The following is a 24,369-nucleotide window of genomic DNA, read 5'->3' as shown; positions in this document are numbered from 1 at the left end:
TCTATAATTTTTTATGAAAATGTTTTAAAATGAAGCATTATAAGACACCCTGCAGGAAGATGTCGTCATGGCGAGCGAAGCGTGGTCATTCATAATGGATCACCGCGGAGCGAAGCTCCTCGTGATGACGGTCTGAGATGAAAAACAAGACGTGAGCACAGAAGTTATCGCATTCGTAAATCACAAAGGCGGCGTAGGCAAAACAACTTGTGTCATTAACTTTGGCGCCATCTTGGCAGCCATGGGGAAGCGCGTTTTGCTTGTGGATTTAGACGCGCAAGGCAATCTATCTTCTGGTTTGCGGGTTCCAACGATGTCTCAATCCATCTATGACTGCGTTGCAAAAAACGTTGATATCAACACGATTATACACAGGACCTATCTCCCGAATATCGATATTCTCCCTTCCTCTATGCATTTATCTGGCATGGATGCAGAAGCTTTTCAAAATCTTAAACCATATTTTGATAAAATTGAAAAACCTTATGACTACATTCTAATTGATTGCCCACCTTCGCTTGGTGTTTTAATGGTTATGGCAATTGTATCTTCCACAAGTATTGTGATTCCTTTGCAGTGCGAATTTTTTGCTTTAAACGGTTTGATTACCTTAATTTCGATCATCAAAAAAGTAGAACGTAAATTTAATAAATCTATCAATGTGCGAGGCATTCTGCCAACTATGCTAGATGCGCGCTCTAAGTTCTCAAAACAAATGCTAGAAAAGTTAAAAAGCAAAGTGCATTATCGGATTTGTCAAAATATGATCCCGCGAAACTCTAAAGTTGTTGAGTCTAATTCTATGGGTGAGCCAATTATCCTGTATGATTTGAATTGCGCCGCTGCTGAGGCTTACTTGCAGTCAACCAAGGAGTTGTTTTTTGGAGAGTATAGTCACTCTAATAGAGCGTCATCACGAGGGACGCAGTCCCGTGGTGATCTATAATAGATTGCCACGCGCTCTAAAGAGCGCTCGCAATGACAAGCTATCCTTGCCCTACCCGCTGAATTTCCCACTCCAACTCAATCCCAAACTTTTCACGCACACGCTCACGAGCTAACTCTCCTAATTTTTCAATGTCTTGGGCTGTTGCATGTCCAACATTCATAATAAAGTTACAATGCTTGGGGGAAAATTCTGCATCACCAATACGATATCCACGCAAACCTACAGCGTCAATCAACTCCCACGCCTTATGTCCTTCCGGATTTTTAAAGGTCGAGCCACCTGTACGCCCTTTTACAGGTTGCGCCTCTGCCCTATGCGCCAAAAACTCATGAACTTTGGATTCAATTTCAAATTTTGATTTATGCTTTAACTGAAATGTTCCATTCAAAATAATTGCATCTTTGCGGATATTACCTTTTCGATATGTCATACCAAAATCCTTAATTATATGAACTTGACCATCTGGCGTCATAATTTCGCACTCCACCAATACATCTTTGGTTTCATCTGAAAGCGCTCCAGCATTCATAAAAATTGCACCACCAATTGTGCCAGGAATTCCAACTAAGAATTCTAATCCTGATAGCTCATTTTCCACACACTTTTGAACAGCTATTCGATTTGCACAGCCTGCACCAACTTTCACTTTGGTATCATCAATTTTTTGAAACTTTGCAAATTCACCTGCTAACTTAATCACTGTTCCTTGATACCCACCATCACGTATCAACGTATTTGAGCCTGCGCCAATACAAAAATAAGGTTGTGAAAAATCTACTTTACGCAATTCATCCAGCGTTTTTGGCTTTGCTAATTGTGTCGCTTTTGCTGGTGTGTTGAACCATGTGGTGACTTTATCCATTACGACGCAATCTCCCATCGCTTAGAAAATGCCATTTTGATTGTACCATTATCCACATAATCCAACTCCCCACCAATGGGAATACCGTTTGCTAAGGTTGTGATTTTCGCAGGATATTTTTTGAGCTCATTGGTCAAATAAATCACGGTTGTTTGTCCATCAATTGTTGGATTTAATGCAATAATAATTTCTTTAAATGCACCACCTCTGACACGATCAAACAATTGATCAAACTTTAAAACAGATGGATTATATCCAGATACAGCAGACAAGATTCCACCCAAAACATGATATACACCATTGAAAGATCCAGTTCGTTCAATGGCCCACATATCAATCACATCTGCCACAACACACAAAATCTCTCTATCACGTGTTGAGTTTGTGCAAATTTTGCAAGGTGAATGTGTATCCAACGCAAAACACATACTGCATTCTTTGATATTCTCTGAAACATCTTGCAAACTTTCAATCATAGGATGTAAAAGCTCTTTTTTATGTTTAATCAAATGCAAAATGATCCGTCTAGCAGATTTTGGGCCAAAACCTGGAAGTTTTTCTAAGACAGACGTAAGTTTTTCGAATATGATTTTGTCTTTAGTGCTTTTTATCTAGAATAGCATGTGTTTAGCTGCGTGGCCATCCATGGATCACCACGTCGCTGCGCTCCTCGTGATGACGATCTGTAGAGTCTCGTCATTGCGAATTCTTGAAGAGAACGTGGCAATCTATTGTGGATTACCACGGAACTAAGTCCTTTGTGATGACGGGATCCAATAACTATGCTACCTTAATAAGAAAATCCCCATAACCATTCATAATCCTCTCAGCATCTACATTCACTGGCCATTTTGCCTTTCAAAATGCCCCTATTGTGATTTCAATTCACATGTTGCTAAAACAATTGATCACAATGAATGGCTCGAAATGTACTTACAACAAATGCGCAATTATCGCGACTCATTAAAAAGACCTATCAAGAGCATATTTTTTGGTGGTGGCACTCCTTCTTTAATGGAGCCATTTGTGGTGAGGGAGCTTATTGATAAACTTGCACCAAATTCTGATGTTGAAATCACATTAGAAGCAAATCCAACAAGCATAGAAATGCAGAAATTTAAGAACTTTAAAGATGCAGGTGTGAATCGAATTTCTATTGGCATTCAGGCGTTAAATGATAAAGACCTCAAATTTCTTGGTCGCACACATTCCGCTGCGGATGCCTTGAAAGGTTTAGAAACAGGTGTGTCTATTTTTGAGAGCGTTTCGTTTGATTTGATCTATTCGCGTCCTGGTCAAACTGTGGATGAGTGGTCAAAAGAATTGGAGCAAGCGCTCTCATATGGCACAAAACATTTATCCTTATATCAGCTAACTATTGAAGAAAATACACCATTTTATCAGCAGCATAAAAAAGGATATTTTCATCTACCAAATGATGAAATTTCAACAGAGCAATATCTCTTAACAGCTGAAAAAGCTGCGGAACACGGCCTGCAACAATATGAAGTTTCTAACTATGCAAAACCAGGTTATGAGTCGCAACATAACTTAACTTATTGGAACTATGGCGATTATCTTGGCATAGGCCCTGGCGCACATAGCCGCCTTACGATTGATGGAGAAAAATGGGGCATAGAGCAAATCAAATCCCCTGCTATTTGGCTAGAAACATTAAAAGAGCAGCGCACAAAAATTGAGGATGTAGTGATGGAAAAATTGATGATGGGATTGCGGTTAAAAAAAGGCATTGCTGTAGATTTTGAAATCACGCAAAAATTACAACAGCTCATTAATTTAGGATTACTTCAATTAAAAGATGGATTTTTGAGCGCTACAGAAGATGGGTTTTTGAAGTTGAATGGGATTTTACGACATATCCTGTAGTCTCGTCATGGCGAGCGAAGCGTGGCCATCCATATGGATCACCACGGCGCTGCGCGCCTCGTGATGACAATCATTCCGTAACACGCTTCAAAAGCCTAAACACCAGCAACAACGCATTCATCACAAATATCGCACCAAACACCGCTATATTATTCATAAATAAATTCATAAAAACGCCTGTTACTATAAAAGGTGCAATGACGCTTCCAATACCATATGTCAGCAATAAAGTTTGCATAATATTAAAACATTCTGCTTTTTCAAAACGACTACACGTATATGTGACAACCGTTGGATAAATTGCCAACAAACATGCACCCAGCATAACCAAAAATAACATTAACCAAAGAGTTTTGAAAAAAAGAACGCATAAAGGAATTAAGCATGCAATGAAAATATTAATACCAAATAAAATTGTGCGTTTCTCAAAGTGCCGTGATAAATGCCTCAAAGGGTATTGAAATAACGCACCGCCCAAAATACTCACCGCCATAAGATGCGTGAAATGAATCAATGGTTGATAAAATAAAACCTTGGGGAAAAATACATAAACAACAGTATTCATAAACCCCGCACCAAAACAATAAAACAGGCTAAGAGGCGCATTTTGCAAAATATCTTTGAACATAAGTCGCGCACCATTTGTTTTTCCTGTTAGCTTATCGATATCTGACAGGCTGATAATCATCATAGAAATAAAACACATTACACCAATTAACATCAGTGGAAAAGTTGACGTAATATCATCTTCAATAACTTTAAATAAATAAGGAGAAAGACCATATCCGGTATATAAACACATAGCATAAGTGGCAAAACTACCACTCTTGCTTTTTGCATCTTGCATCATCACAAAACTCTCAATGATTGAGAATAATGCACCCAAAGAATATCCAATAAAAAATCTGAAAATCATCCATAACAACGGCTCAAACTCAAAGCCTAGCCCTAAGGCGCTCATACCAATAAGCGACGCAAATCCCATATAGGATTTCACAAATCCAAGGCGTTTGATGAGTTTAGATGACTTGAATGATCCTAATGTTAAACCAATATTGTAAAAACCACTCACAATACCTAACCAATAAGATGGTATATCTGAGATATCAAAACGAATCGTTACAAATGACGTTAAAAATGATAATGAAATAACGAGGGAAATAAATCCGATTAAAACTCTGAGCATACACTCTCCGTTTTATTGGAGCGGGCGAAGGGAGTCGAACCCTCGACTTCAACCTTGGCAAGGTTGCGCTCTACCACTGAGCTACGCCCGCACCTGATTGTATATTACTATATTTGGGGTAGTTTAGTAAATAAGGAGTTAAGAGAATTTGCGCGTCATCACGAGCGCTCGTCAGAACGCGTGGCGATCTATATGGATTGCCACGATCTCTTCGAGAGCTCGCAACGCAAACAGCTTACAAGAACCAAATTGACAGCACCAAAAACACCGGTCCCAACACCAAAAATGCATATCTCGTATACCCCAAAAATGAAGGCATCTCTATTCCTAAATCTGTTGCAATTGCGCGAATCATCAAGTTAGGTGCATTACCAATATATGTGAGCGCACCCATGCACACAGCGCTCATAGATATAGCTTTTAAGAATGGGGATAAAGTTGTCATGAGAGTTGTGGGATTGCCAGAAAAAAGGTTGAAAAACAAAAGATATGTTGGGGTGTTGTCTAATATAGAAGATAACAATCCACACATCCAAAAGGTTTGAAATAAGGTTGGTTGTGTAGTAATTTTAAAACTTTGCTCAAATGGAATTAACACAATAAAAATTACAAGAAATATTTTTGCCACCTCTTCAATAGGATGCCAGTTAAGATCTTTTTTGCTTAGGTAAATGAGAAATGCGCATAGCGCTAATTGCGCTAAGTGAAATTCTGTAAAGCTGAGTCCTACTGTAAGAGCTAAAGCGCCGAGATATGGCAAGCCTGTGAGCTTAATAGCCACCGGATCACCACGGCGCTGCGCGCCTCGTGATGACGACACGAAAGCGTCTATACAGAAGAACAATCCCAACAAAGCAACCATCATAAACGCATACGCTTTCCACAAATTCTGCAGCGGCCAGAAAAACTTCACACCTTTTAAATAACCAACTAACAAAGGAGGATCACCCAGTGGTGTTAAACAACCACCACAGTTGCATACAATAAAAATAAAAAACAAAATGATATGTGCTTTTTGTTTTCTGTATTTGATTAGATTTATGAGCGGATAAATCAATAAAACAGATGCACCTGTTGTGCCCAAAATATTCGCCAACAAGCCGCCAAATAACAAAAATAGTGTTAGTGTTAAAGATGTATCATTCGCTTCAATTTTAAGCTTCAAATGATTTGCTACAATATATAAACTGGTTAACAACGTGATGAATGGTGTGTAAGTGCCCCACAGCATTTCTGTTAATGAATGTGCGTTAGGCAAACATAACAACCCCAATATTCCCCAAAAAATGCAGTTATGATTTTCATACTTTTTTGGCATCCATAGCAGACTTGTAAAAAAACCTATGAAAGGTATCATTGCAGGAGAAAGCATGCATTCAGTCTATTTTTTTGTTACGTGTCATTTTGGCATAAAAAAAGACACACCGTCATCTTCCTTTATATTTACTTCACAGAAAAAAATTACTTGTTCTAGAAAAATCTTTTGTGAATACTGGTGTTATAAAGAAACAATGCGCAAAAAATGTTTTACTTTTGCATTTGTGCTAGCACAGATAACTCGATCCTCGCTTTTGATGATTTCAAAAAAAATTTGCAATGCGTTTGGCGTGACACACAACACTTAAACCCCTGCGAACAGTATGCACAACAAAATTACTCAAAACTCTCACGCAAAACCCAAGAACAAATTGATGACTTTTTTAAAAATATCGGAACCTTAGAGGAGAGGAGAGGAGAGAAAAAAAATATATCATTATTAAAGATAGTGATATACATGCTAAAAAAACCCAGGAGCAGATTGCAGACATCCTCCAAACAGACCCTGACAAAAAATTTATAGTGTATTGCACAACTAAACAAGTATTTACACTAGCGCTTCCAGACTGCATGAAGCACGTATTTCTAATAGGTGAGATTCACTATATAGAAGAAGGGGCGTTCTTAAATGAAAAATTACATACATTGAACCTTTCGATGTGCGGAAGCAATCCTGATGTAGATGAAAAAGCTTTTGGAGATTTAAAAGAAACAGATGCAAAACAAATAATTTTTAGAGATGAATCCCGTAGAAAATTTAAAAAAGGATGTTGGTTAAATGAGCGGCCTAAGCTATTCCAATAACCTTCTTCAAAAGCGTTGAGGTAGGAACCTCCAAAATATCCTTCACCCACTTCCCTGTCGTTTCATCCACAGTATTGCTTTTATAAACATCCACATACAATTCAATATGCGTAAACACATGTTTGATCTGTTTAATAAAACCTTCTTGTTCCATATAAGGCGTGTCAGAAAATACTAACATTGGCACACTCCACAGGTTTTTTAACAACCCTGTATTTTGGTTTTTGACGAGGAAAATTTTTCCATCTCTTTCCACAATAAATGCTTTTGTATACATCACCTTTTTCACCAATTTTGGTGCTTTATTCGGTAAATGAATTTGTTTTTTGCACAAGTTTTTTAATGGGCATGCTTCACACTTTGGGTTTTTCGGCAAACAAATCTGACGTGACAAATCCATCAAGGCCTGACAAAAATCTCCTGGTCTGCGCTCGCATTTCACCTTATCTTCGATCACTTTATCTAAAGCAGGTCCACACACTTCCTCAAGTCCATAAAACCGAGATAAAACACGTCGCACATTTCCATCCACAGGCACAACTTTTTCATCAAAGGCAATGGCTGCAATAGCGGCAGAGGTATAAGGGCCAATGCCAGGCAACTTGACCAAATCCTCTCTTTTCTTTGGAAATTCATCCACAAGCTGCGCAGTTTTGTATAAATTCCTTGCACGCGAATAATACCCTAACCCCTGCCACAAAAAATATACATCTTCCAAAGAAGCTTTTTTTAATGCCTGAAGTGTTGGGTATTTATCAACAAATCGCAAAAAATAAGGTACAACAGTAACAGTTGTGGTTTGCTGCAACATAATTTCACTCAACCAAACATGATATGGATTTGGCTTGTCTGAGCGCCAGGGAAATGCGCGCTTATTTTTGTCATACCAGGTTAATAATTTTGTTTGCATTTTGTTAATGAAATATTCCAGATACTGTCAATGGATAATGCACTTATCGTCATCACGAGGAGCGGAGCGACATGGTGATCCAATGGATGGCCAAGCTTCGCTCGCCATGACGGCAACGAGCAGCAGTATATCTATCCCCCTGGGGATATGCTAACATACAAACAAAAACAACACAGGTATATTGTATGGATTTTTTGAAACGTCATAGAAAAAAAATTAAAGCTTTGAGTCTAGGTATCATCGCTGGAATAATATGCCTCACTATTATGATGCGCGTTTTTGCTCCACCTGTGCTTTATTTTGCCAAACTGATCATAGGTGCCCAAACTGAAGCTGTTCAGGAAGAAGGTGGTAGAGAAAAACCTGTTGAAGCCATCACACTGAAAAAGAGCAAGATTCGCCAAAGAATCGACTCTATAGCTTTAGTAAGATCCGATAATTTTGTGGATATTAAAACACAAAAACAAAATATGCGTATTCAAGAAATTTTATATACCGAAGGTGAATTTGTTGAAAAAGACCAACCCTTAATTCAATTTGACGATACAGAAACAAAAAGCAAATACGAAGAAGCGAAAGCAAAATCATTATTTGCACAAGCTGACTTCAAAAGAACACGGTATTTGTTTGAAAAAAATGCAGCATCAAAAAACGATATGCAGGAAAAAGAAGGCGAATACCTTAAAGCAAAAGGTCAATTAGAGGAGGCTGAAGCCGCCCTAAAAAACACACTGATTAGAGCGCCCATTTCTGGTGTAGCTGGTGTTCTTGACGGCATCACTGTCGGCTCTATTGCGAGTCCTGACAAAACGCTCCTATCTATTTCTAACGATCGCAAAACTGTAAATATTAGTTTTAAAGTCCCCTTGCGCTACCTTAATGATCTTAAGCTAGGGCAAAAAACATTATTCAAAGTTGAAGCGTTTGATGATGAGTTTGAAGGCACAGTTATTGCAATTGATTCCAGGGCGTATGAAGGTGATATTCTTGTTCGCGCAAATATCAACAACAAAAACAATGTCTTAAAGTCTGGAATGCTCGGCACCGTTCAAATCATCACAGACAATGAAGAAATTGGATTTAAAGTGCCAAAAACCTCTGTTGTTAAAAAGGCTGAAAACCATTACACACCAACGGTAGAAAAAAATAAAATTGTCAATAAATTGGTTGTTAAGGGTCCAGATATAGATAATGACACAGTTATTCTATCCGGCCTCTCAGAAGATGACATCATTGTATTAAATACAAACGCAGATTTTATTGATGGCGCGGGTGTAATGATTACAAAACTGGATGGTGTGGCTTTAACCGAAGGCCATGCTATAGAAAAAGCACAATCCTATTCTATGAAGAACATATTTCTTACAGAAAAAGTAAAATTGCTAGCACGATATATTTTAGAGCGCTCTTCCACACAGCAAGAAAAAGTTCCGATTAACGTATATGCGCAATCTGTGAAAACACGCACAGTGCAAAGAAAATTGAGCGCTATCGGCCTCATTCGTTCTGAAAATTTTGTTGAACTTAAATCTCATATTCAAAACTATAGAATTCAGAAAATACACTTTAAAGAAGGTGAATGGGTTGAAGAAGACACAACATTAATTGAGTTTGATAGCGCTGAAGCACGTGGAGGATTAAAGAAATCTAAGGGCCATTTTGAAGCTAAAAAAGCTGTATTTGAAAGAATGAAAAAAGTTTTTGAACAAAAGGCCATTCCACAAATTGAATTTGATAAAATCAAGGCTGAGTACGAAATGGCTGAAGCAGAACTTAAGGCTGCACAATACCGTTTAGATAATATGAAAATCAAAGCACCATTTTCTGGTAAAATTGGTATCTTGCAAAAAGTGAATGTAGGTAGCTTACCTCCAGGAGATAAGCCAATTGTATCTATCGTAAATGATAAAAGTGTTTTCCTTTATACACATGTGCCAATCAAATATTTGAATCGTGTTGGCTTAGGTCAAGGTATACAAGCTTCGTTTGAATCCTTCCCAAATAAAATCTTTGAAGGAACGATTGTAAGTATTGATTCAAAAGTAGATGATAAAACGCAAACTATTTTGTTAAAAGTACAACTAAAAAACGAAAATGAACTTTTGAAGTCAGGTTCACTAGGTTACGTTGATCTAATTATAGATACCATTGAAAATGCTATTGTTGTTCCTGAGTCAGCGTGTTTAGGATTAAGTCGCGCAAGAGATATTATGGTGGGAATCAAAAATGGAAAAACTGTCAGATATGTCATCGATAAGGACTTTAACTTCAGCGAAGGGAATCAGGTATTCTGGGTTGTAAAAAAAGGCCTAAGAAAAGGTGATGTCTATGTTGCAGAAGTTGGAACCAATACAATGCGTTTTGGATATCCTGTTGTGATTGCAAATCCTGAGACAAATCCGCTTATGGATGAAGCAAAAGAAATGGCGCCGAAAGATCCTTCACCTACGGCTCAGGATGACGGAGAAAAAGAGCCTCAGGATGATGGAGAAAAAGAACCTCAAGATGACGGAGAAAAAAAGTCTCAGGATGACAGCGCGCAACGTCATCACGAGCTGTCCGAAGGACAGTGTGGTGATCCATCAAAAAATACTGAAAAGATGGCCACAGCTTCTATGAAGCCTCGTCATGACGATTCTCACAAGTCATCATTCCGGAAATCAATCGAAGATTGGTTAGCTGGAATCCAAAAAGCGTTTGTCCGCTTAAAAGATTCTTTATGGATCTCGGGTTCGAAGTCTCCAACTTCGCCCAGGGATAATGACGTAAAACGTCATCACGAGGAACCCAGCGACGCGGTGATCCATGCAAAACAAAATAATGTGGATGGCCACAGCCCTTCGGACCCTGCCACGACGAATGTCACAAACGATAAAACAGGAGAGCAGTCATGAGAATTTCAGAAATCTGTATTAAGCGCCCAGTCTTGTCATGGGTGATGACATTTGTCATTTTCGTGCTTGGTATCGTTGGATTTTCACGTTTAGGTGTTCAACAATACCCAACTCTTGAGCACCCTATTGTTACAATTGAAAGTAACCTTGCAGGGGCCAGCGGTAGTGTTGTTGAAAACTCCGTTACACGATTAATTGAAGATGGCGTAGCCAGCATTGATGGAATTGATTTTATTCAATCTAATAGCTCTCTAGGTGAAAGCAAAATCACCATTGTATTCAACAAAACAAAATCTATCGATCGCGCGGTTGATGAAATTCGCGACCAATTGTTTAGATTGCAACAAGATTTGCCAAAAGAAATGCCAAACCCAAGCGTTAAACGAATGGGTGGCAATGTTAACTATATTATTTCGCTCGCACTTCGATATAAAAACCCAACAAAAGAAGATAATTTAGGCCCACTTTTGGAATTTGCAAAAAGCGAAATCGAAAAAGAATTGGAAGCTATTAAAGGTGTTGCGCAGGTTATCACATCAGGCGCCGGCCTATACAAAATGTTTGTATATCTGGATCCAACAAAACTTGCGGTTAACAATGTTTCTGTTCGAGAAGTGATCAATGCAATTCAAAATCACAACTTTGAATTATCTGCTGGTCAGTTAAAAACTCAGGAGCGTGAATATACAGTTACCGTTTCATCGAACTTAGAAAAACCTGTTCAATTTGAAAATATTACTGTTCTAGAAAAAGAAGGGCGCATCATTAAAATCCGTGACTTAGGTCATGTGGAAATGATGCCAGAAGATCGTCAAACCCGCTCTCGGTTTAATGGGCAACGCGTTATCAGCATCAGCGTTTTAAAACAGTCTCTTGCAAATCCGATGGATATTACATATGCTATAAAAACTAAATTACCGGAAATTCGCAAAAAATTATCTAGCGATATGGAAATTGATGTTTCTTTTGATGGAACAAAATTTATCGACATTTCTGTGAAACAAGTTTATCGCACAATTGTGGAAGCAATCATATTTGTGACTCTTGTGATTTTGCTCTTCTTATCCTCATTTAGAGCCGCTCTCATTCCGCTTGTCACAATACCTGTTTCACTGGTTGGAACCTTCTTTGTGATTTACCTGCTTGGCTTCACAATCAATATGTTCTCACTCTCAGCTATGGTATTGGCTGTTGGACTTGTGGTTGACGACGCCATCGTGGTGTTAGAAAACATTTATCGCTATCTTGAAAAAGGCATGAAGCCATTTGAAGCAGCGCGAGTTGGTATCAATGAAATTGGGTTTTCTGTTGTCGCAATGACAATAACGCTTGCGGCTGTTTATTTCCCAACTGCCCTTGCTCAAGGAACAACCGGAACATTGATGATGGAGTTTGCTATTACACTTGCAATTTCTGTTTTGATCTCAGGGTTCGTCGCGCTTACACTCTCTCCTATGATGTGTGCGCGTATGTTAAAAGACCAGCAATTCACACGCGGTGAAGAGCGTATTATTGATCTACTGAAAAAATACATCAGAGTGGATGACAGACTTGATCAACTAGAACGGTCTTATCAAAAAACCTTAGAAAATGTTTTAAGCATCAAAAAACGCTTTATGTTTATTGCGATTCTTTTCACGTTAGGGTGTTTTTGGCTATATGTTTACATTCCAAAAAACTTCCAACCATCGGAAGATAAAAACACTATTCAAATCGTAGGTGAAGCGCCTCAAATTGCAACCCTAGAATTCACAGATAAGTATGTAAAAATGCTAGACGATAAACTCGCAGAATTTCCAGATATCGAGAAGCGTGACGCAAAAGTTGAAAACATCAACCGTTATAAAATTGACCTGACATTAAAAGACAAAAAGACAAAAACTACAGATCAGCTTATCAAAGATTTGGAAAAAATGTATGCAACAATTCCCGGAATTAATGCTCGCATTAGCGCAGAAGACTCTTCTGATATGGTGCAATTCGCAATTCGTGGAAACAAAGACGTAGGGCAATTGTATGGTTATGCTATGGCAATGCATGCGATGTTAAACGGAACTGGATTATTCAAAGCTAGTGGTGGTATTTTGACATCTCAAAAACAAGCGCAAGAAGAGTTCATTGTAACAATTGATGCAGATAAAACAGATGCATTAAAACTTGATCCTAAGTCTGTTGGCAACATCATTAAAGGTTTAATGAAAGGTGAAAAATCTACAACGTTTAGAAAGAACAACCGCGCCTATGACGTAATGGTGGAGATTGATGATCAGTTTAGAAAAACGATAGATGATTATCTAAAAATTCAAGTTAAACTCCAAGATCGTGCAGATGCTTTGAGAATTCCTTTAGGAGAATTGATTAATATCGAATCTAAAATGGGATACCCAAATATTTTACACTACAGAAAAGCACGTATGGTTGATGTTGCATATAAACTCAAACCAGGTGTTGGCTTAAAAGAATGTATTGAAAAAATCCAAGATGTTAGCGCAAAGGTATTGCCGGACGATGTATATCTTGAATTTATTGGAGAAACGAAAAAGTTCTTAGATGAAAGCTATTGGATTGTGTTTATCTTTTTGCTTGCACTTTGCTTCATTTACCTAGTTCTTGCTGCGCAGTTTGAATCATGGCGTGATCCGTTCATTATCATCCTATCGGTGCCACTATCACTCGCTGGTGGTATCTTAGGCGTATTGCTGTTCTTTAGCGAACCCAAGATCACTCTGTGGGGTAACATCGGATTTATCACACTGATTGGTTTGATCACTAAGCATGGTATTATGATGGTCGACTTTGCTAACCATTTGATGGCAGAAGAAAAACTACGCGCTGTAAATGCGATTGTTGCAGCATGTAAATTGCGTCTACGCCCAATCCTTATGACAACATCTGCGATGGTGTTGGGAACAGTTCCATTATTGTTACTGTCAGGCCCAACGCAAAAAGCAAATAATGAGTTAGGTGCTGTGATTATTGGCGGCCTAATTGTCGGTACGATTTTGACATTGTTCTTTGTGCCATGCGTATATGTATATTTTAAGAGAAACGTGCGATTTGAAGAAACGAATACATAATACCATCACGGATAATATCCATGGATCACCACACCTTGCTTCGCAAGATTCGTGATGACGGCTCAGTACCCGTCATTGCAAGCGTTCATCAGAACGCATGGCAATCCATTATAGATCACCACGTCGCTTCGCTCCTCATGATGACGATAAGCAGTTTATCCCATAATCAGCTTTAACTTCTTCTCCTGTGGCAAAATATTCTTATTAAAATGATCTTCAGTCTTTTGATAATGATCCACAGCCGTTTCTAATGTCTTGCCAATTTTTATGAAATTCTTATGAAATTCTTGATGCTTAATAAACAATTGCTTCCCGATTTCACACACAGATTTTGCATGATCTGAGATACGATAATTTTGCCATGCAAAGAAAACCGTCTTTAATAAAGCAATTAATGTTGTTGGCGTGGCAATTACAACTTTTTCACGAATTCCATACTCCAGCAATGCATGATCACCTTCAATCGCATGCGCTAAAAATGCATCACTAGGCAAAAACAACACCACAAATTCTGGAGATAAAGTTTGATCCGTCGGGTGCTGCCAATAATTCTTTTGTGACAAGTTTTTAATATGCAGGCGCACATTTTTTGCATGCTCTTTTACTTTCATGCTGCGCTCACTTACACTCGTTATTTCTAGCGCTTCCATATAGGCCTTCATAGGCGCCTTAGCATCAATAATAATGCATTTATTATCTGGCAATCTTACAATCATATCAGGGCGAATACCTGCATGCGCTGTGCTTTGCTCAATAAAATCACAGTATTCCAACATCCCTGTTAATTCAACAATACGCTTTAACTGAATCTCACCCCACTGCCCTTTTGCAGATGAGTTACTAAACGTCTTGCGCATATGAGCCGTTTCTTCATGGAGTGATTTTTGCACCCCTTGAATGTCTGACAATTGCGTTAATAACTTTTCTGATGTTTGAATACGATCTTTCTCCAAAGTTTGTAGCTGATTTTGCAAATTCGACAGGGTTTTTGAAATTGGCTCAATCATATGCACCATGTCTTTTTCTTTACTCTCCATATGTGCTTTATTTTTTTCATAAAAATGCTTAAAGCTATTTTCTGCCATAGTTAAAAAATGCTTTTGAGAATCTAACAATGCTTGATTTGAGAAATTCTTCAGCTCTTCATTTATGAACACATTTCGCTCTTTGAGTTTTGCATTTTCTATAACGAGTTTTGTTTTTTCATGCCATAAATAAACAATATAAAGCACAAGAATAAAAATAAGTGGGGTAATAACGAACATGTTTATGAGTATGAAATGTGACACATACAGTATGCAATAATTCCATCTTCATGGCGAGAGCCTTCAAATCGTCATCACGAGAAGCGTAGCGATGTGGCGCTCGCCATGGCACACCCCCGTGCGGAACAATTTGTAATATGTTAACATACCCTGAGCATAAGAATTTTTCTCCCTATGTTAGACCTCAGTTTTGTCACAAAATATAAATACTACTTTGCGGTTTTAATCGTTTCCTTATTTGTTTTAATCGGACTAAGCGAAATGCTGAAACCTCTGTTTGTCATTTTCTTTTTATCTTACCTTTTTAACAAACCTGTAACTTTTCTGGAAAAATATTACATTAAACGACAAGTATCAACGTTTATCCTGATATCGTTATTTGTGTGCACCCTAATGGTCATGATGGTTTTTGTCATACCACTTCTCAGCCAAAAAATTATCTCGATCATCCAAAAAAGCCCTGCACTCTTGGATCAATTTATTCAAACTGTAGATCTATGGATTTCTAAACTCTCCCACAAAACACAGCTCGAAAGTATTAAAGCGGATATAAAATCCCATCTTCTATTCGTCTTAAAAAACATGCTGCTTTTCTCTTTAAATGAATTCAGTAATATTTTCAGTTTTAAAAACATCATTTATTATTTTGCTGCAACACCCATTTTGACATACTACATGACGGTTGATTTTCCTTATCTAGGAAACTTTTTTCTCTCATTATTTCCTAAGAAAGCACGCACAAAAACACAAGAGCTTTTAATAAATGGAGAAAAAATGCTCTCTCGCTATATTCACGGACAAACCATTGTATGTATTGCGTTAGGCCTTTCTTACATAATTGCGCTTTACCTTATAGGATTGAAGCATCCTGTTATTCTAGGAGCTTTAATGGGAGCCTTGGTCTTTATTCCTTATATTGGTGCAGTGCTTGGATTTGTTATGATCATCCTATTTATGTTAGCGGATTTCTATAGTGTGAATATGTTTATCAAAGTCTGCTCTGTTTTAATTAGCTTGAATATTTTAGAGAGTCAAATCATTGCACCTTATATTATTGGTAAGCATTTAGGCATTTCGCCCCTCATTTTAATTTTGGCATTAGTTGTGGGGCATTTTTATTTCGGCTTGATTGGCATGGTGCTAGCATACCCATTAACAGCAACATTTACGCATATGTTTAGGAATCGTGAAGAAGGGGAGGTTTAGGTCGTCATCCCGAGGAGCTTAGCGACGATTATGGATGGCCACCGCTTCGCTCGCCATGACGACCGACCCTTAAAGCTTCGACTCCTTGTTAATTTTATACTCCCGTATTTTAAATCTCGTCAATGCCTTATTAACAGCAGTCGCAGACCTACCTAACAACCGCCCCATTTCTTTTAAAGATTTTTCTTTAAGGAAACACTTTTTCAGTATTTCGATTTCGTTTGATTTCCACCCATATTTCATGAGTAAGACCTCTTTTGTTTTATCATGAGGGGTTTGGAGAATGAAGTCAAAATATTAGAAAAAATAGCCCATGAATACCGTCATGATGACGGGCTTGCGCGGCTTTTATTTTTGATCCATCTTCAATGCCTCAATAAACACTTTTTGTGGAATCTCCACATTACCATATTGACGCATCTTCTTTTTACCCTTCTTTTGTTTTTCTAAAAGCTTTTTCTTACGGGTAATATCACCGCCATAGCATTTTGCTGTCACATCTTTTCTGATAGCGCCCACTGTTTCTCTTGCGATAATTTTTCCACCAATTGCCGCCTGAATTGCAATCTTAAATAACTGCCTAGGGATTAAGTCTTTCAATCGCTCGCACAATGCGCGTCCACGTTGCTCAGCCCTTGTCTTATGAACCATAAGAGATAAAGCATCCACAACTTCATCATTAACCAAAATATTAACACGCACCAAATCACCTTCGCGATATTCCAGCATTTCATAATCAAATGATGCGTAGCCTTTAGAAATAGATTTCAGGCGATCATAGAAATCAAAAATAATTTCATTAAGCGGCAAATTATACACAGCCATAGCCAATTTACCCGAGAAGGTCAAATCTACCTGCTCGCCTCGCCTATCTGTACATAAATTCAAGATCGATCCGAGATATTCCTCTGGAACCATAATCGTTGCGCGAATCCATGGCTCTTCAATGTGATCAATTTTCATAATATCTGGCATATCAGCAGGATTGTGCATTTTTACCATATCACCATTTCGCAGATATATGTGATATACAACACTTGGTGCCGTTGCAATAAGATCCAAATCAAAGTCTCGCTCTAATCGCTCTTGCACAATCTCTAAATGCAATAACCCTAAAAATCCACAACGAAACCCATATCCAAGCGCTGCTGAAGATTCAGGCTCAAAGTGAAAACTTGCATCATTCAAATGCAACTTTTTCAAACTTTCACGCAACTGCTCAAAATCTGATGCATCTTCAGGAAAAAGCCCACAAAATACAACAGGTACGGAGGGTTTAAAACCTGGTAATATTTCTTTTGTTTGACGTTTTTCTTCTGTGATTGTGTCACCAATTTTGCAATCTGCAACTTCTTTAATACTGGCTGTAAAAAATCCAATTTCTCCGGGTTCTAATGTATCTTGATACACTTTTTTAGGTGTAAAAATACCGAGTTGATCTATATCATAAACACGACTTGTGCCCATCATTCTAATGCGCGCGCCTTTTTTCAGCACACCTTCAAATATACGCACCAAAATAATCACACCTAGATATTGATCATACCAACTATCTACTAGAAGAGCCTTTAAAGGACACTCGTCATGGCGAAGCTCCGAAGGAGCTGCGGCCATCCAGTTTGGATCACCACGACCTGTTTCGCAGGTCTCGTGATGACGCTTTTCCGGACCAGGCAAATATTTCACAATCGCTTCTAAAACGTTCTTAATCCCGATACCTGTTTTAGCTGAAGTTTCAACAGCATGAGAAGTCTCTAACCCAATAACCTCTTCAATTTGTTTTTTAACACGCTCAACATCTGCAGCAGGTAGGTCAACTTTATTTAACACAGGGATAATTTCATGATTGCTATCAATAGCTTGATATACGTTAGCCAAAGTCTGCGCTTCCACACCTTGACTTGCATCCACTACCAGAAGCGAGCCTTCACAGGCAGATAAACACCGGCTCACTTCATAAGCAAAATCCACGTGTCCTGGCGTATCCATCAGATTCAAAATATATTCTTGACCATCGTCCGCTTTATAGGGCAATCTCACGGTTTGCGCCTTAATGGTAATGCCACGCTCACGCTCAATATCCATCGCGTCTAAAAGCTGCGATTTCATTTCATGACTTTTCATTGTGCCGCAATATTCAATCAAACGATCAGCTAATGTCGATTTGCCATGATCAATATGCGCAATGATGGCAAAATTTCTGATGTGCTTTTTCAATTTTTTTAATTGTAATAATTTTAAGTTATGTTAGCACGTATTTTCATTCTAAACACAGTGAAAATAGACGTCGTCATCGTGAACTGTAGGTAGTTCATCATCATAAGGAGTAAAGCGACCTGGTGATCCATAGATGGCCACGCTCCGCTCGCCATGACGATTCTTGTTGCTACGTTGACGTCTTCATATCACTCCATTAAGAATGAAGCTGAGTCAGCAAAGAAAGAATAATCTCTTCCTTTAGCTAACTTATGCCTTATCCATAGCTTTGTTTTCTTTGCGGTATGAGTAAATTGCAAATACTAGCAATACAAGTGAAAGACCAGCGATGATCACGTGACCAAGAGCCGCAGCTACGTGGTGGTCACCACCTTTGTCACCATGAAGTTCACCTTGTACGTGGAAGTTTTCACGAACACCAGTAAGAATAGTCGTTGGTGCGGATCCATCTACATCGTCTGCTTTGATGATTGCATTTTGGAACTCATAGTGTGTTTTTTCATCGCTACGGTTTACTAAGTTCCAGATACCTGAAATGAAACCATAAAGAGTTGTAAGTGCTAAAAATCCTACAACACCAAAAAAGATACCTTTAGAAATTTCTACATCTTTGTCGTTTGTCATTGATTAATCTCCTATAATTAATTATTTATTTGTACAACTATATTATAACACAACTGCGATAAAATACAACTATATTTAAAGTAATTTTAAATATATTTATGAATTTATACTTGTATAAAACAAAAAAAAGACCGACAATCCAAGCTTTTAAAGATTAGATTGTCGATCTGAAGACTTTTGTACACTATGCTTCTTTGCTAAAAAATGTAATCTAGTTAAGCAGCTTCAGACTTTGTGCAAGCTACGTTACCCCATATCAAATAAGCACCAGCAATTGCTATTACAGCACCCACAATTAATCCAACAATGTTCAAAATAAACACATCATCGCTTCTTAAATGACCTTCAACAGTTACTCTCTGCTCTCCGGAATCAACACCTGTAGGTGTTACAGTCACAAGATTAGATTCCGTTTCTTTAACTCTAAATTTTTCGAATTCAAAATCTAATGAGCTATGTGAAAGGATGATAATTCCAAAAACAGTAGATGCTGTTCCAAGCACAAGAACTGTCCATCCTAAAACGTTTTGACTAATTTGCATTTCTGTTCCTTAATGTATTATTTTTATATTTAAATCATATCATAATTATTATATAATTCAATTATATTTGAAAAATAATTTAAATATTTATATCGAGATATATACAAAAAAAATAATGCAAGAATGAAAAAAGGGGAAATCTACTCAAAAAATGAGTAAACTTTACATTGACTGTTTATGATATTTTTTACGATACGCGCAAACCGTTAAAAATCCACCTGCGATAACCATAATGCTGCTTATCACTAATAGGCCAATATTAAAACCGAATGCATCACTGCCTTTTAATTGACCCTCAACTGTAACTTCCGTCTTTCCAGACTTTGCTGTTAGAGGATAGCGAGCAGCATCTTCTGTCTCTACGATTGCAAAATCTTTGAATGTATAATCAATTTCATCGTCTGAAATAAGAAGAATTGTTAATAAAAGGGATGTTGCTCCCAATATCAAAACAATCATACCCATCATGGCTAAAACTTTTGAGCTCATTGTAATCATTATTTTACGTTGTAATGTTTTTATACCTATATTTTAACATAAAAATGCTAAATTTAAAAGAAATTATAGATAATTTGCAAATTACACAATATTGAGATGTCATCACGAGTCTTGCGCAGCAAGGCGCGGTGATCCATTAAGGAGCCCGCCTACGCTCTTTGAGCTTCGGCGAGACATCTGCTTCGCACGCTCCAACTCGATAATAAATCATCTCGTCGTAGCTAAATTTTACCTTTGGTAAAATTAGCGAAGACGGATGGATGACCACGCTTCGCTCACCATGACGCGGACTCTTACAGCTTCTTAGCCATCAAATCCCATAACATAGCATGCCGCAGATTATTCTTCAGAGTATTTTCGCCCTTTTTCATCTCAATCTCAGCATTCAAGACGCGTTTATACTGATCTATCTGCCCACGCTTACGCGCTCGCTTCAATAGCATTCTTAAACCAAACATACCATTTTCATTAATAAATTGATCTGATAATAGATTACTTAATGTAATATCAGGAAATTTCTGCTCAGATGATGCAGGAGATAAGAAAGCTGTAGAAAGTTTCTCTTCTTCAGCAAATAAACTGTTTTGCTTCACGAAGCTGACGCCGTTTCAGCTTTTTTTGCTTCTTTTTTCGCAGGCGCTTCGTTAATCTCTTTTGCTTTTTGAATAATATCCTTAAAAACTTCTGGCTCATTCATTGCGATATTCGCCATAATTTTACGATCTACTTCAATACCCGCCTTTTTCGCGCCATAGATAAATTGAGAATAATTCATACCCTCTGCCCTTACAGCTGCATTGATTCTTTGAATCCAAAGCGCTCTGAAGTCTCTTTTTTTCGTTCTACGATCTCTATATGCATATTGAAGCGACTTTTCAACGCGTCTTAATGCAACACGAAAACAACTTTTTGAACGGCCAACAAACCCCTTGGCCATTTTAATAACTTTTCTGTGACGTGCGTGTGTCGTCACACCTCTTTTAACGCGTGCCATTATGATACTCCATTAGGTAAATAAAACTTGTGAACATTCTTTGTATCTGCCTTATCTAGAATTGCAGTTCCTTTAGAATTGCGCAGAAACCTATTGGATCTTTTACGCATACCATGTCGCTTAAATGCATGACCTATCTTGATCTTGCCGTTCGCCGTGATAAAGAATCGCTTTTTTGCGCTGCTTTTGGTCTTAATCTTGGGCATTTTCATCTCCTTTTCTCTTGCTTATATATGTATGAGGCATACCCGACGGGCCTCTACATCGACATAGTAGCAGATTTTCGTTATGAAAATAAAGATCAGTACATACGTCATGACGAGATTTTCACAAGAAAATCGTGACTATCTATAATGGATCACAGCGTCGCTTCGCGCCTCGTGATGACGGACTAACAAGTAGCTTTATTTACTTTACTCGTCTACACTACCTTATAAAATTCAAAAACTAAACTTGTGTTCTTCCAGTTCTTATTTTGCAATCTACAAGATATCATCCGTCAAAACCAAGATCACCCTGTGTTAGGTGAAGTTTTAAAATTCCATAAAAGATGGAGCAAAGAAAACTTAAGATCTCTCAAAGCCTTAAAAAAATCCACCCCAAAAGGCTATGAATGTGAAGCAAAACAATTGATTGAGGAAGAGATTGTTGCAATCAACAGTATTACAGATCGTAATCAACCGCGATGGACAGACAACATATGGGATTTTTTTGGAAAACGTACTTCAGCAAGGCGTTTTTCTATTAACACCAAAATGCGTCGCGTTGCTGAGTTTTTAGAATATGCACAACAAAACTTTGATCGTTTGAATAAAATAAAATTGGATGGTTTGCGCCTGGGGTCCGGCATATTTTCAGAAGATATGATGGTTACACATGACGCATTAGCGCTAAAACTCGTCTTATTGTTCCAAAAAATTGCAGCTAAACAAGATATCAGTGAATTTGAGCATACACCTGTTTTGTACACATTCGATACGCAAGAATTTGATTTTTCTGGATCTGTGTTTTCTAAGAAAAATGCTTTTATGTTGCCACATAATGGATATATCCTATCAGGACAACGTGAACAAGCTGCGCGCTACCGCTGGGGGCCAGAAGATTGCGGCACACTTATTATTAAATACTTCCCAGAACTGCCAGAAAATGGCTTTACAACATTGATCTTGTGGAAATGGCTAGATAAAACCCTTGAAACAGATCAAAATTTTGCAGATTACAGGTATATGATTCCTATTTTAGAGCGCGTATTTAAGCCTGTGGATGATTTTAAACCTGGTGATTTCTTATTAAGACCAGGGCATATATGGTTCGTTCTTGGCAAAGAAGGTGACAGCCTTTATCTCATGAATTACCATAGACAAGATCTGCCAGACCAAGGCAATGGGTTTATGATTAGAAAAGCAAGCTGGGAAGAGCATAAGAAAGACTGGCCGAAGTATGCAATTTTGAGGCCGCAGATTTAAATAGTATGTATAAAAAAAGCGCCATTGTTGGGATTTTCTAAAAGTGTTTTATAAATCATTGATCCTTTGTTAACATTGTTTAAACCATGGATGATCTTCACTTCCTTACCTAAATCGGATTTCCCAAACTCCTCTGCAGTTTGATCGACAAGCTTAAATTTTACCCATTCATCTCCATCATTAAACAGTAAAAAACTAACATTTCTAAAAGAATAACGCCCTATTATTATTGGCATTTCCGCTCTATCCAATCTTTTGAAATAAACCAAAGCTTCGCAGCCATTTAGAAAGGATTCGCCAATTTCCTCAAGCTTTATGCATCCTGACATATTAAAACGCTCTAACAACTCACAATCACGTAGGAAGTTTGGTCCGATCGTCTTTAACTTGACACATCCAGACATATTAACAAAACTTAATTTCTTACATCCATACCCAAAACCTTCTTCGATTTCTTCCAAACTGTCCCATCTGGAGACATCAAGAAAAGGTACTGCTCTACAATCTAGTAAAAAATACCGTCCAATTTTTTTTAAATTTATCCAATCTACCAAACCGTCTATACTTTTTAAAGCTATACATTTATTAAGAAATAAATCTTCAACAATCCGTAATTTTTTTAATCCAAACAAATAAATAGCTTCAAGAGATGAAGAATTGGAAAGAAAGCGAGGCTTAATAATTTCTAAATTAATCCATTTAGACATATCAAAATCAATTAGTTTAGATCCTTCTAAAAATTGCTCTTTAACTACCTTTACATTCTCTCCCATCACGGACAGCTTTTTGACAGACGCAGGCAAGTCGTCTCCGGACAACTTAACTTCTGTTTCCTGATCAAAATCCAATACAAGCCATAAATCAGGCCTTTGCGTAAATACCGTATCAAGGTGTTGTTTGGCGTTTCTCAGCTCTTGATGCGTTACAATCAAGTACCGTGTTTGTGGTGTCACTTGTGTGGTTTGGTCTTTGTATATCACATATTTTTGCCGCATCTCTTCTTTGACGCGAAACACTCTTGCAACAAAATCAGCATTTATCTTCGCTATTTGTTCTGATGTTGCGTTCGCTGGAATAGTAGGCTTGAGAAGATAGTGTGCCTTCATATGTTGTCTGACTCTTGGATCAAGATCTGAAGGGGGTGTAACACGTTCAAAAAATGGTTCTGACCATTTTGGTAAAGGTCGTTTGCGAATCAAAGGTTTGTCTTTTAATTGTGATTCTATATTTTCGAGAATCCATTTTTGTATATCCTGCTCTCTATGTTTTGGATCTCTTGGTCCTAACGCAATAATATCTGTGAGTTTTTTTGGTGCTTTTCTATCTGTTACAATATAGTCAGCAAACTCACGTGCCGCTTTATGCATATGTTCACTGAATCTAAAGAGTTCCAACATGCCTGGATCTAATTTCCCAGGTTGATCTTTTAAACGTATCGCTTTTAATGCATCTTCCAAGGAGAGTGTATCCATGATATTTTTACCTAAAGCAGGTCTATCAAAGAGATATTCCGGCTTAACGGACGTATCATTTGAGGCATATAGCAGAGGTGTATAAGAGAATGTGTGAGACACACATGTCAACATCCAAACTAAAATAGGCAGGATCCAAGAGATCGATATGGCAAGAATAAGCTTTACTGCAAAAGAAGTGTTATTAGACATAAAATAT

The 24,369-nt window shown here is 37.8% G+C and carries 21 protein-coding genes and 1 tRNA gene; 7 read left to right on the top strand and 15 right to left on the bottom strand.

The genetic code is table 11. From position 1 onward, the window contains the following. The first annotated feature begins 151 nt into the window (after positions 1-151). Entirely contained in the window at positions 152-946 is a 795-nt protein-coding gene (locus tag H6850_02190) for a ParA family protein (protein USO02774.1), read from the top strand. 40 nt (positions 947-986) lie between these two features. Here the strand turns inward: H6850_02190 and murB are convergent, their stop codons facing one another. Together murB and recR are read right to left on the bottom strand one after the other, a co-directional pair. Then, positions 987-1,811, bottom strand: a complete 825-nt coding sequence (gene murB, locus H6850_02185) for a UDP-N-acetylmuramate dehydrogenase (protein ID USO02773.1) — start codon at positions 1,809-1,811, stop codon at positions 987-989. Further along, positions 1,811-2,422: a recombination protein RecR gene (recR, locus tag H6850_02180; GenBank protein USO02814.1), complete on the bottom strand. Its 612-nt coding sequence runs from the start codon at positions 2,420-2,422 to the stop codon at positions 1,811-1,813. The genes murB and recR overlap by 1 nt, the downstream gene beginning before the upstream one ends. A 190-nt stretch (positions 2,423-2,612) precedes the next feature. Here recR and H6850_02175 point away from each other — a divergent pair, with 190 nt between their 5' ends. Beyond that, positions 2,613-3,698 (top strand): coproporphyrinogen III oxidase, encoded by a 1,086-nt coding sequence (locus H6850_02175; GenBank protein ID USO02813.1) that lies wholly within the window; start codon positions 2,613-2,615, stop codon positions 3,696-3,698. Positions 3,699-3,768: 70 nt separating this feature from the next. Here the strand turns inward: H6850_02175 and H6850_02170 are convergent, their stop codons facing one another. The 3 genes from H6850_02170 to H6850_02160 form a co-directional block, all read right to left on the bottom strand. Then, positions 3,769-4,884, bottom strand: a complete 1,116-nt coding sequence (locus tag H6850_02170) for an MFS transporter (GenBank protein USO02772.1) — start codon at positions 4,882-4,884, stop codon at positions 3,769-3,771. Between the two features lie 16 nt (positions 4,885-4,900). Further along, positions 4,901-4,975, bottom strand: a tRNA-Gly gene (locus H6850_02165). A 144-nt stretch (positions 4,976-5,119) separates the two neighbouring features. Then, positions 5,120-6,256, bottom strand: a complete 1,137-nt coding sequence (locus H6850_02160) for a sodium:proton antiporter (GenBank protein USO02771.1) — start codon at positions 6,254-6,256, stop codon at positions 5,120-5,122. Positions 6,257-6,771: 515 nt separating this feature from the next. Here H6850_02160 and H6850_02155 point away from each other — a divergent pair. Continuing rightward, complete coding sequence (locus H6850_02155) at positions 6,772-7,005, top strand: hypothetical protein (protein USO02770.1); 234 nt, start codon at positions 6,772-6,774, stop codon at positions 7,003-7,005. Here H6850_02155 and H6850_02150 read toward each other — a convergent pair. Beyond that, positions 6,989-7,915 carry an A/G-specific adenine glycosylase gene (locus H6850_02150; GenBank protein ID USO02769.1) on the bottom strand — a complete coding sequence of 309 codons (927 nt, stop codon included), beginning with the start codon at positions 7,913-7,915 and terminating at the stop codon, positions 6,989-6,991. The genes H6850_02155 and H6850_02150 overlap by 17 nt on opposite strands. A 185-nt stretch (positions 7,916-8,100) precedes the next feature. Between H6850_02150 and H6850_02145 the strand changes: the two genes are divergently transcribed. Together H6850_02145 and H6850_02140 are read left to right on the top strand one after the other, a co-directional pair. Beyond that, positions 8,101-10,809 (top strand): efflux RND transporter periplasmic adaptor subunit, encoded by a 2,709-nt coding sequence (locus H6850_02145; GenBank protein ID USO02768.1) that lies wholly within the window; start codon positions 8,101-8,103, stop codon positions 10,807-10,809. Further along, positions 10,806-13,886: an efflux RND transporter permease subunit gene (locus H6850_02140; GenBank protein ID USO02767.1), complete on the top strand. Its 3,081-nt coding sequence runs from the start codon at positions 10,806-10,808 to the stop codon at positions 13,884-13,886. The genes H6850_02145 and H6850_02140 overlap by 4 nt, the downstream gene beginning before the upstream one ends. Before the next feature lie 155 nt (positions 13,887-14,041). Here H6850_02140 and H6850_02135 read toward each other — a convergent pair whose 3' ends face one another. Then, positions 14,042-15,151, bottom strand: coding sequence for a DNA recombination protein RmuC (locus H6850_02135; GenBank protein USO02766.1), 1,110 nt, complete (start codon positions 15,149-15,151; stop codon positions 14,042-14,044). A 174-nt stretch (positions 15,152-15,325) separates the two neighbouring features. Between H6850_02135 and H6850_02130 the strand changes: the two genes are divergently transcribed. Next, positions 15,326-16,357 (top strand): AI-2E family transporter, encoded by a 1,032-nt coding sequence (locus tag H6850_02130; GenBank protein ID USO02765.1) that lies wholly within the window; start codon positions 15,326-15,328, stop codon positions 16,355-16,357. A gap of 348 nt (positions 16,358-16,705) precedes the next feature. Here H6850_02130 and lepA read toward each other — a convergent pair whose 3' ends face one another. The 7 genes from lepA to rpmI all read right to left on the bottom strand — a co-directional run bounded on the left by lepA (position 16,706) and on the right by rpmI (position 21,438). Continuing rightward, on the bottom strand, positions 16,706-18,574 hold the full coding sequence (gene lepA / locus H6850_02125) for an elongation factor 4 (protein USO02764.1): 1,869 nt from the start codon (positions 18,572-18,574) through the stop codon (positions 16,706-16,708). Between the two features lie 249 nt (positions 18,575-18,823). Continuing rightward, entirely contained in the window at positions 18,824-19,198 is a 375-nt protein-coding gene (locus H6850_02120; protein ID USO02763.1) for a hypothetical protein, read from the bottom strand. A gap of 215 nt (positions 19,199-19,413) precedes the next feature. Next, positions 19,414-19,740: a hypothetical protein gene (locus H6850_02115; GenBank protein ID USO02762.1), complete on the bottom strand. Its 327-nt coding sequence runs from the start codon at positions 19,738-19,740 to the stop codon at positions 19,414-19,416. A 162-nt stretch (positions 19,741-19,902) separates the two neighbouring features. Continuing rightward, entirely contained in the window at positions 19,903-20,229 is a 327-nt protein-coding gene (locus H6850_02110; protein USO02761.1) for a hypothetical protein, read from the bottom strand. A 302-nt stretch (positions 20,230-20,531) separates the two neighbouring features. Beyond that, positions 20,532-20,831 carry a hypothetical protein gene (locus H6850_02105; protein USO02760.1) on the bottom strand — a complete coding sequence of 100 codons (300 nt, stop codon included), beginning with the start codon at positions 20,829-20,831 and terminating at the stop codon, positions 20,532-20,534. Then, entirely contained in the window at positions 20,828-21,232 is a 405-nt protein-coding gene (rplT, locus tag H6850_02100; protein ID USO02759.1) for a 50S ribosomal protein L20, read from the bottom strand. Before rplT ends, H6850_02105 begins: the two co-directional genes overlap by 4 nt. Next, a complete protein-coding gene (rpmI, locus tag H6850_02095) occupies positions 21,232-21,438 on the bottom strand; it encodes a 50S ribosomal protein L35 (protein USO02758.1) in 207 nt (68 codons plus the stop codon). The genes rplT and rpmI overlap by 1 nt, the downstream gene beginning before the upstream one ends. 249 nt (positions 21,439-21,687) lie before the next feature. On the opposite strand from rpmI, the gene H6850_02090 reads away from it, so the two are divergent. Then, entirely contained in the window at positions 21,688-22,698 is a 1,011-nt protein-coding gene (locus H6850_02090; GenBank protein ID USO02757.1) for a hypothetical protein, read from the top strand. Here the strand turns inward: H6850_02090 and H6850_02085 are convergent. Then, positions 22,695-24,362 carry a leucine-rich repeat protein gene (locus H6850_02085; GenBank protein USO02756.1) on the bottom strand — a complete coding sequence of 556 codons (1,668 nt, stop codon included), beginning with the start codon at positions 24,360-24,362 and terminating at the stop codon, positions 22,695-22,697. The genes H6850_02090 and H6850_02085 overlap by 4 nt on opposite strands. Positions 24,363-24,369: the final 7 nt, after the last annotated feature.

Source organism: Alphaproteobacteria bacterium, from assembly GCA_023898745.1.
Lineage (GTDB): Bacteria > Pseudomonadota > Alphaproteobacteria.
The sequence above is the reverse complement of the archived record's forward strand: the minus strand, read 5'-3'. Positions and strand labels throughout refer to the sequence as shown.

What these genes read in the sequence shown, in the direction of transcription:
- murB (USO02773.1), bottom strand. Translation starts at nt 1,811, where the DNA reads ATGGATAAAGTCACCACATGGTTCAACACACCAGCAAAAGCGACACAA.
- H6850_02170 (USO02772.1), bottom strand. Translation starts at nt 4,884, where the DNA reads ATGCTCAGAGTTTTAATCGGATTTATTTCCCTCGTTATTTCATTATCA.
- H6850_02160 (USO02771.1), bottom strand. Translation starts at nt 6,256, where the DNA reads ATGCTTTCTCCTGCAATGATACCTTTCATAGGTTTTTTTACAAGTCTG.
- H6850_02155 (USO02770.1), top strand. Translation starts at nt 6,772, where the DNA reads ATGAAGCACGTATTTCTAATAGGTGAGATTCACTATATAGAAGAAGGG.
- H6850_02150 (USO02769.1), bottom strand. Translation starts at nt 7,915, where the DNA reads ATGCAAACAAAATTATTAACCTGGTATGACAAAAATAAGCGCGCATTT.
- H6850_02145 (USO02768.1), top strand. Translation starts at nt 8,101, where the DNA reads ATGGATTTTTTGAAACGTCATAGAAAAAAAATTAAAGCTTTGAGTCTA.
- H6850_02140 (USO02767.1), top strand. Translation starts at nt 10,806, where the DNA reads ATGAGAATTTCAGAAATCTGTATTAAGCGCCCAGTCTTGTCATGGGTG.
- H6850_02135 (USO02766.1), bottom strand. Translation starts at nt 15,151, where the DNA reads ATGTTCGTTATTACCCCACTTATTTTTATTCTTGTGCTTTATATTGTT.
- H6850_02130 (USO02765.1), top strand. Translation starts at nt 15,326, where the DNA reads ATGTTAGACCTCAGTTTTGTCACAAAATATAAATACTACTTTGCGGTT.
- H6850_02120 (USO02763.1), bottom strand. Translation starts at nt 19,198, where the DNA reads ATGACAAACGACAAAGATGTAGAAATTTCTAAAGGTATCTTTTTTGGT.
- H6850_02115 (USO02762.1), bottom strand. Translation starts at nt 19,740, where the DNA reads ATGCAAATTAGTCAAAACGTTTTAGGATGGACAGTTCTTGTGCTTGGA.
- H6850_02110 (USO02761.1), bottom strand. Translation starts at nt 20,229, where the DNA reads ATGAGCTCAAAAGTTTTAGCCATGATGGGTATGATTGTTTTGATATTG.
- rplT (USO02759.1), bottom strand. Translation starts at nt 21,232, where the DNA reads ATGGCACGCGTTAAAAGAGGTGTGACGACACACGCACGTCACAGAAAA.
- rpmI (USO02758.1), bottom strand. Translation starts at nt 21,438, where the DNA reads ATGCCCAAGATTAAGACCAAAAGCAGCGCAAAAAAGCGATTCTTTATC.
- H6850_02085 (USO02756.1), bottom strand. Translation starts at nt 24,362, where the DNA reads ATGTCTAATAACACTTCTTTTGCAGTAAAGCTTATTCTTGCCATATCG.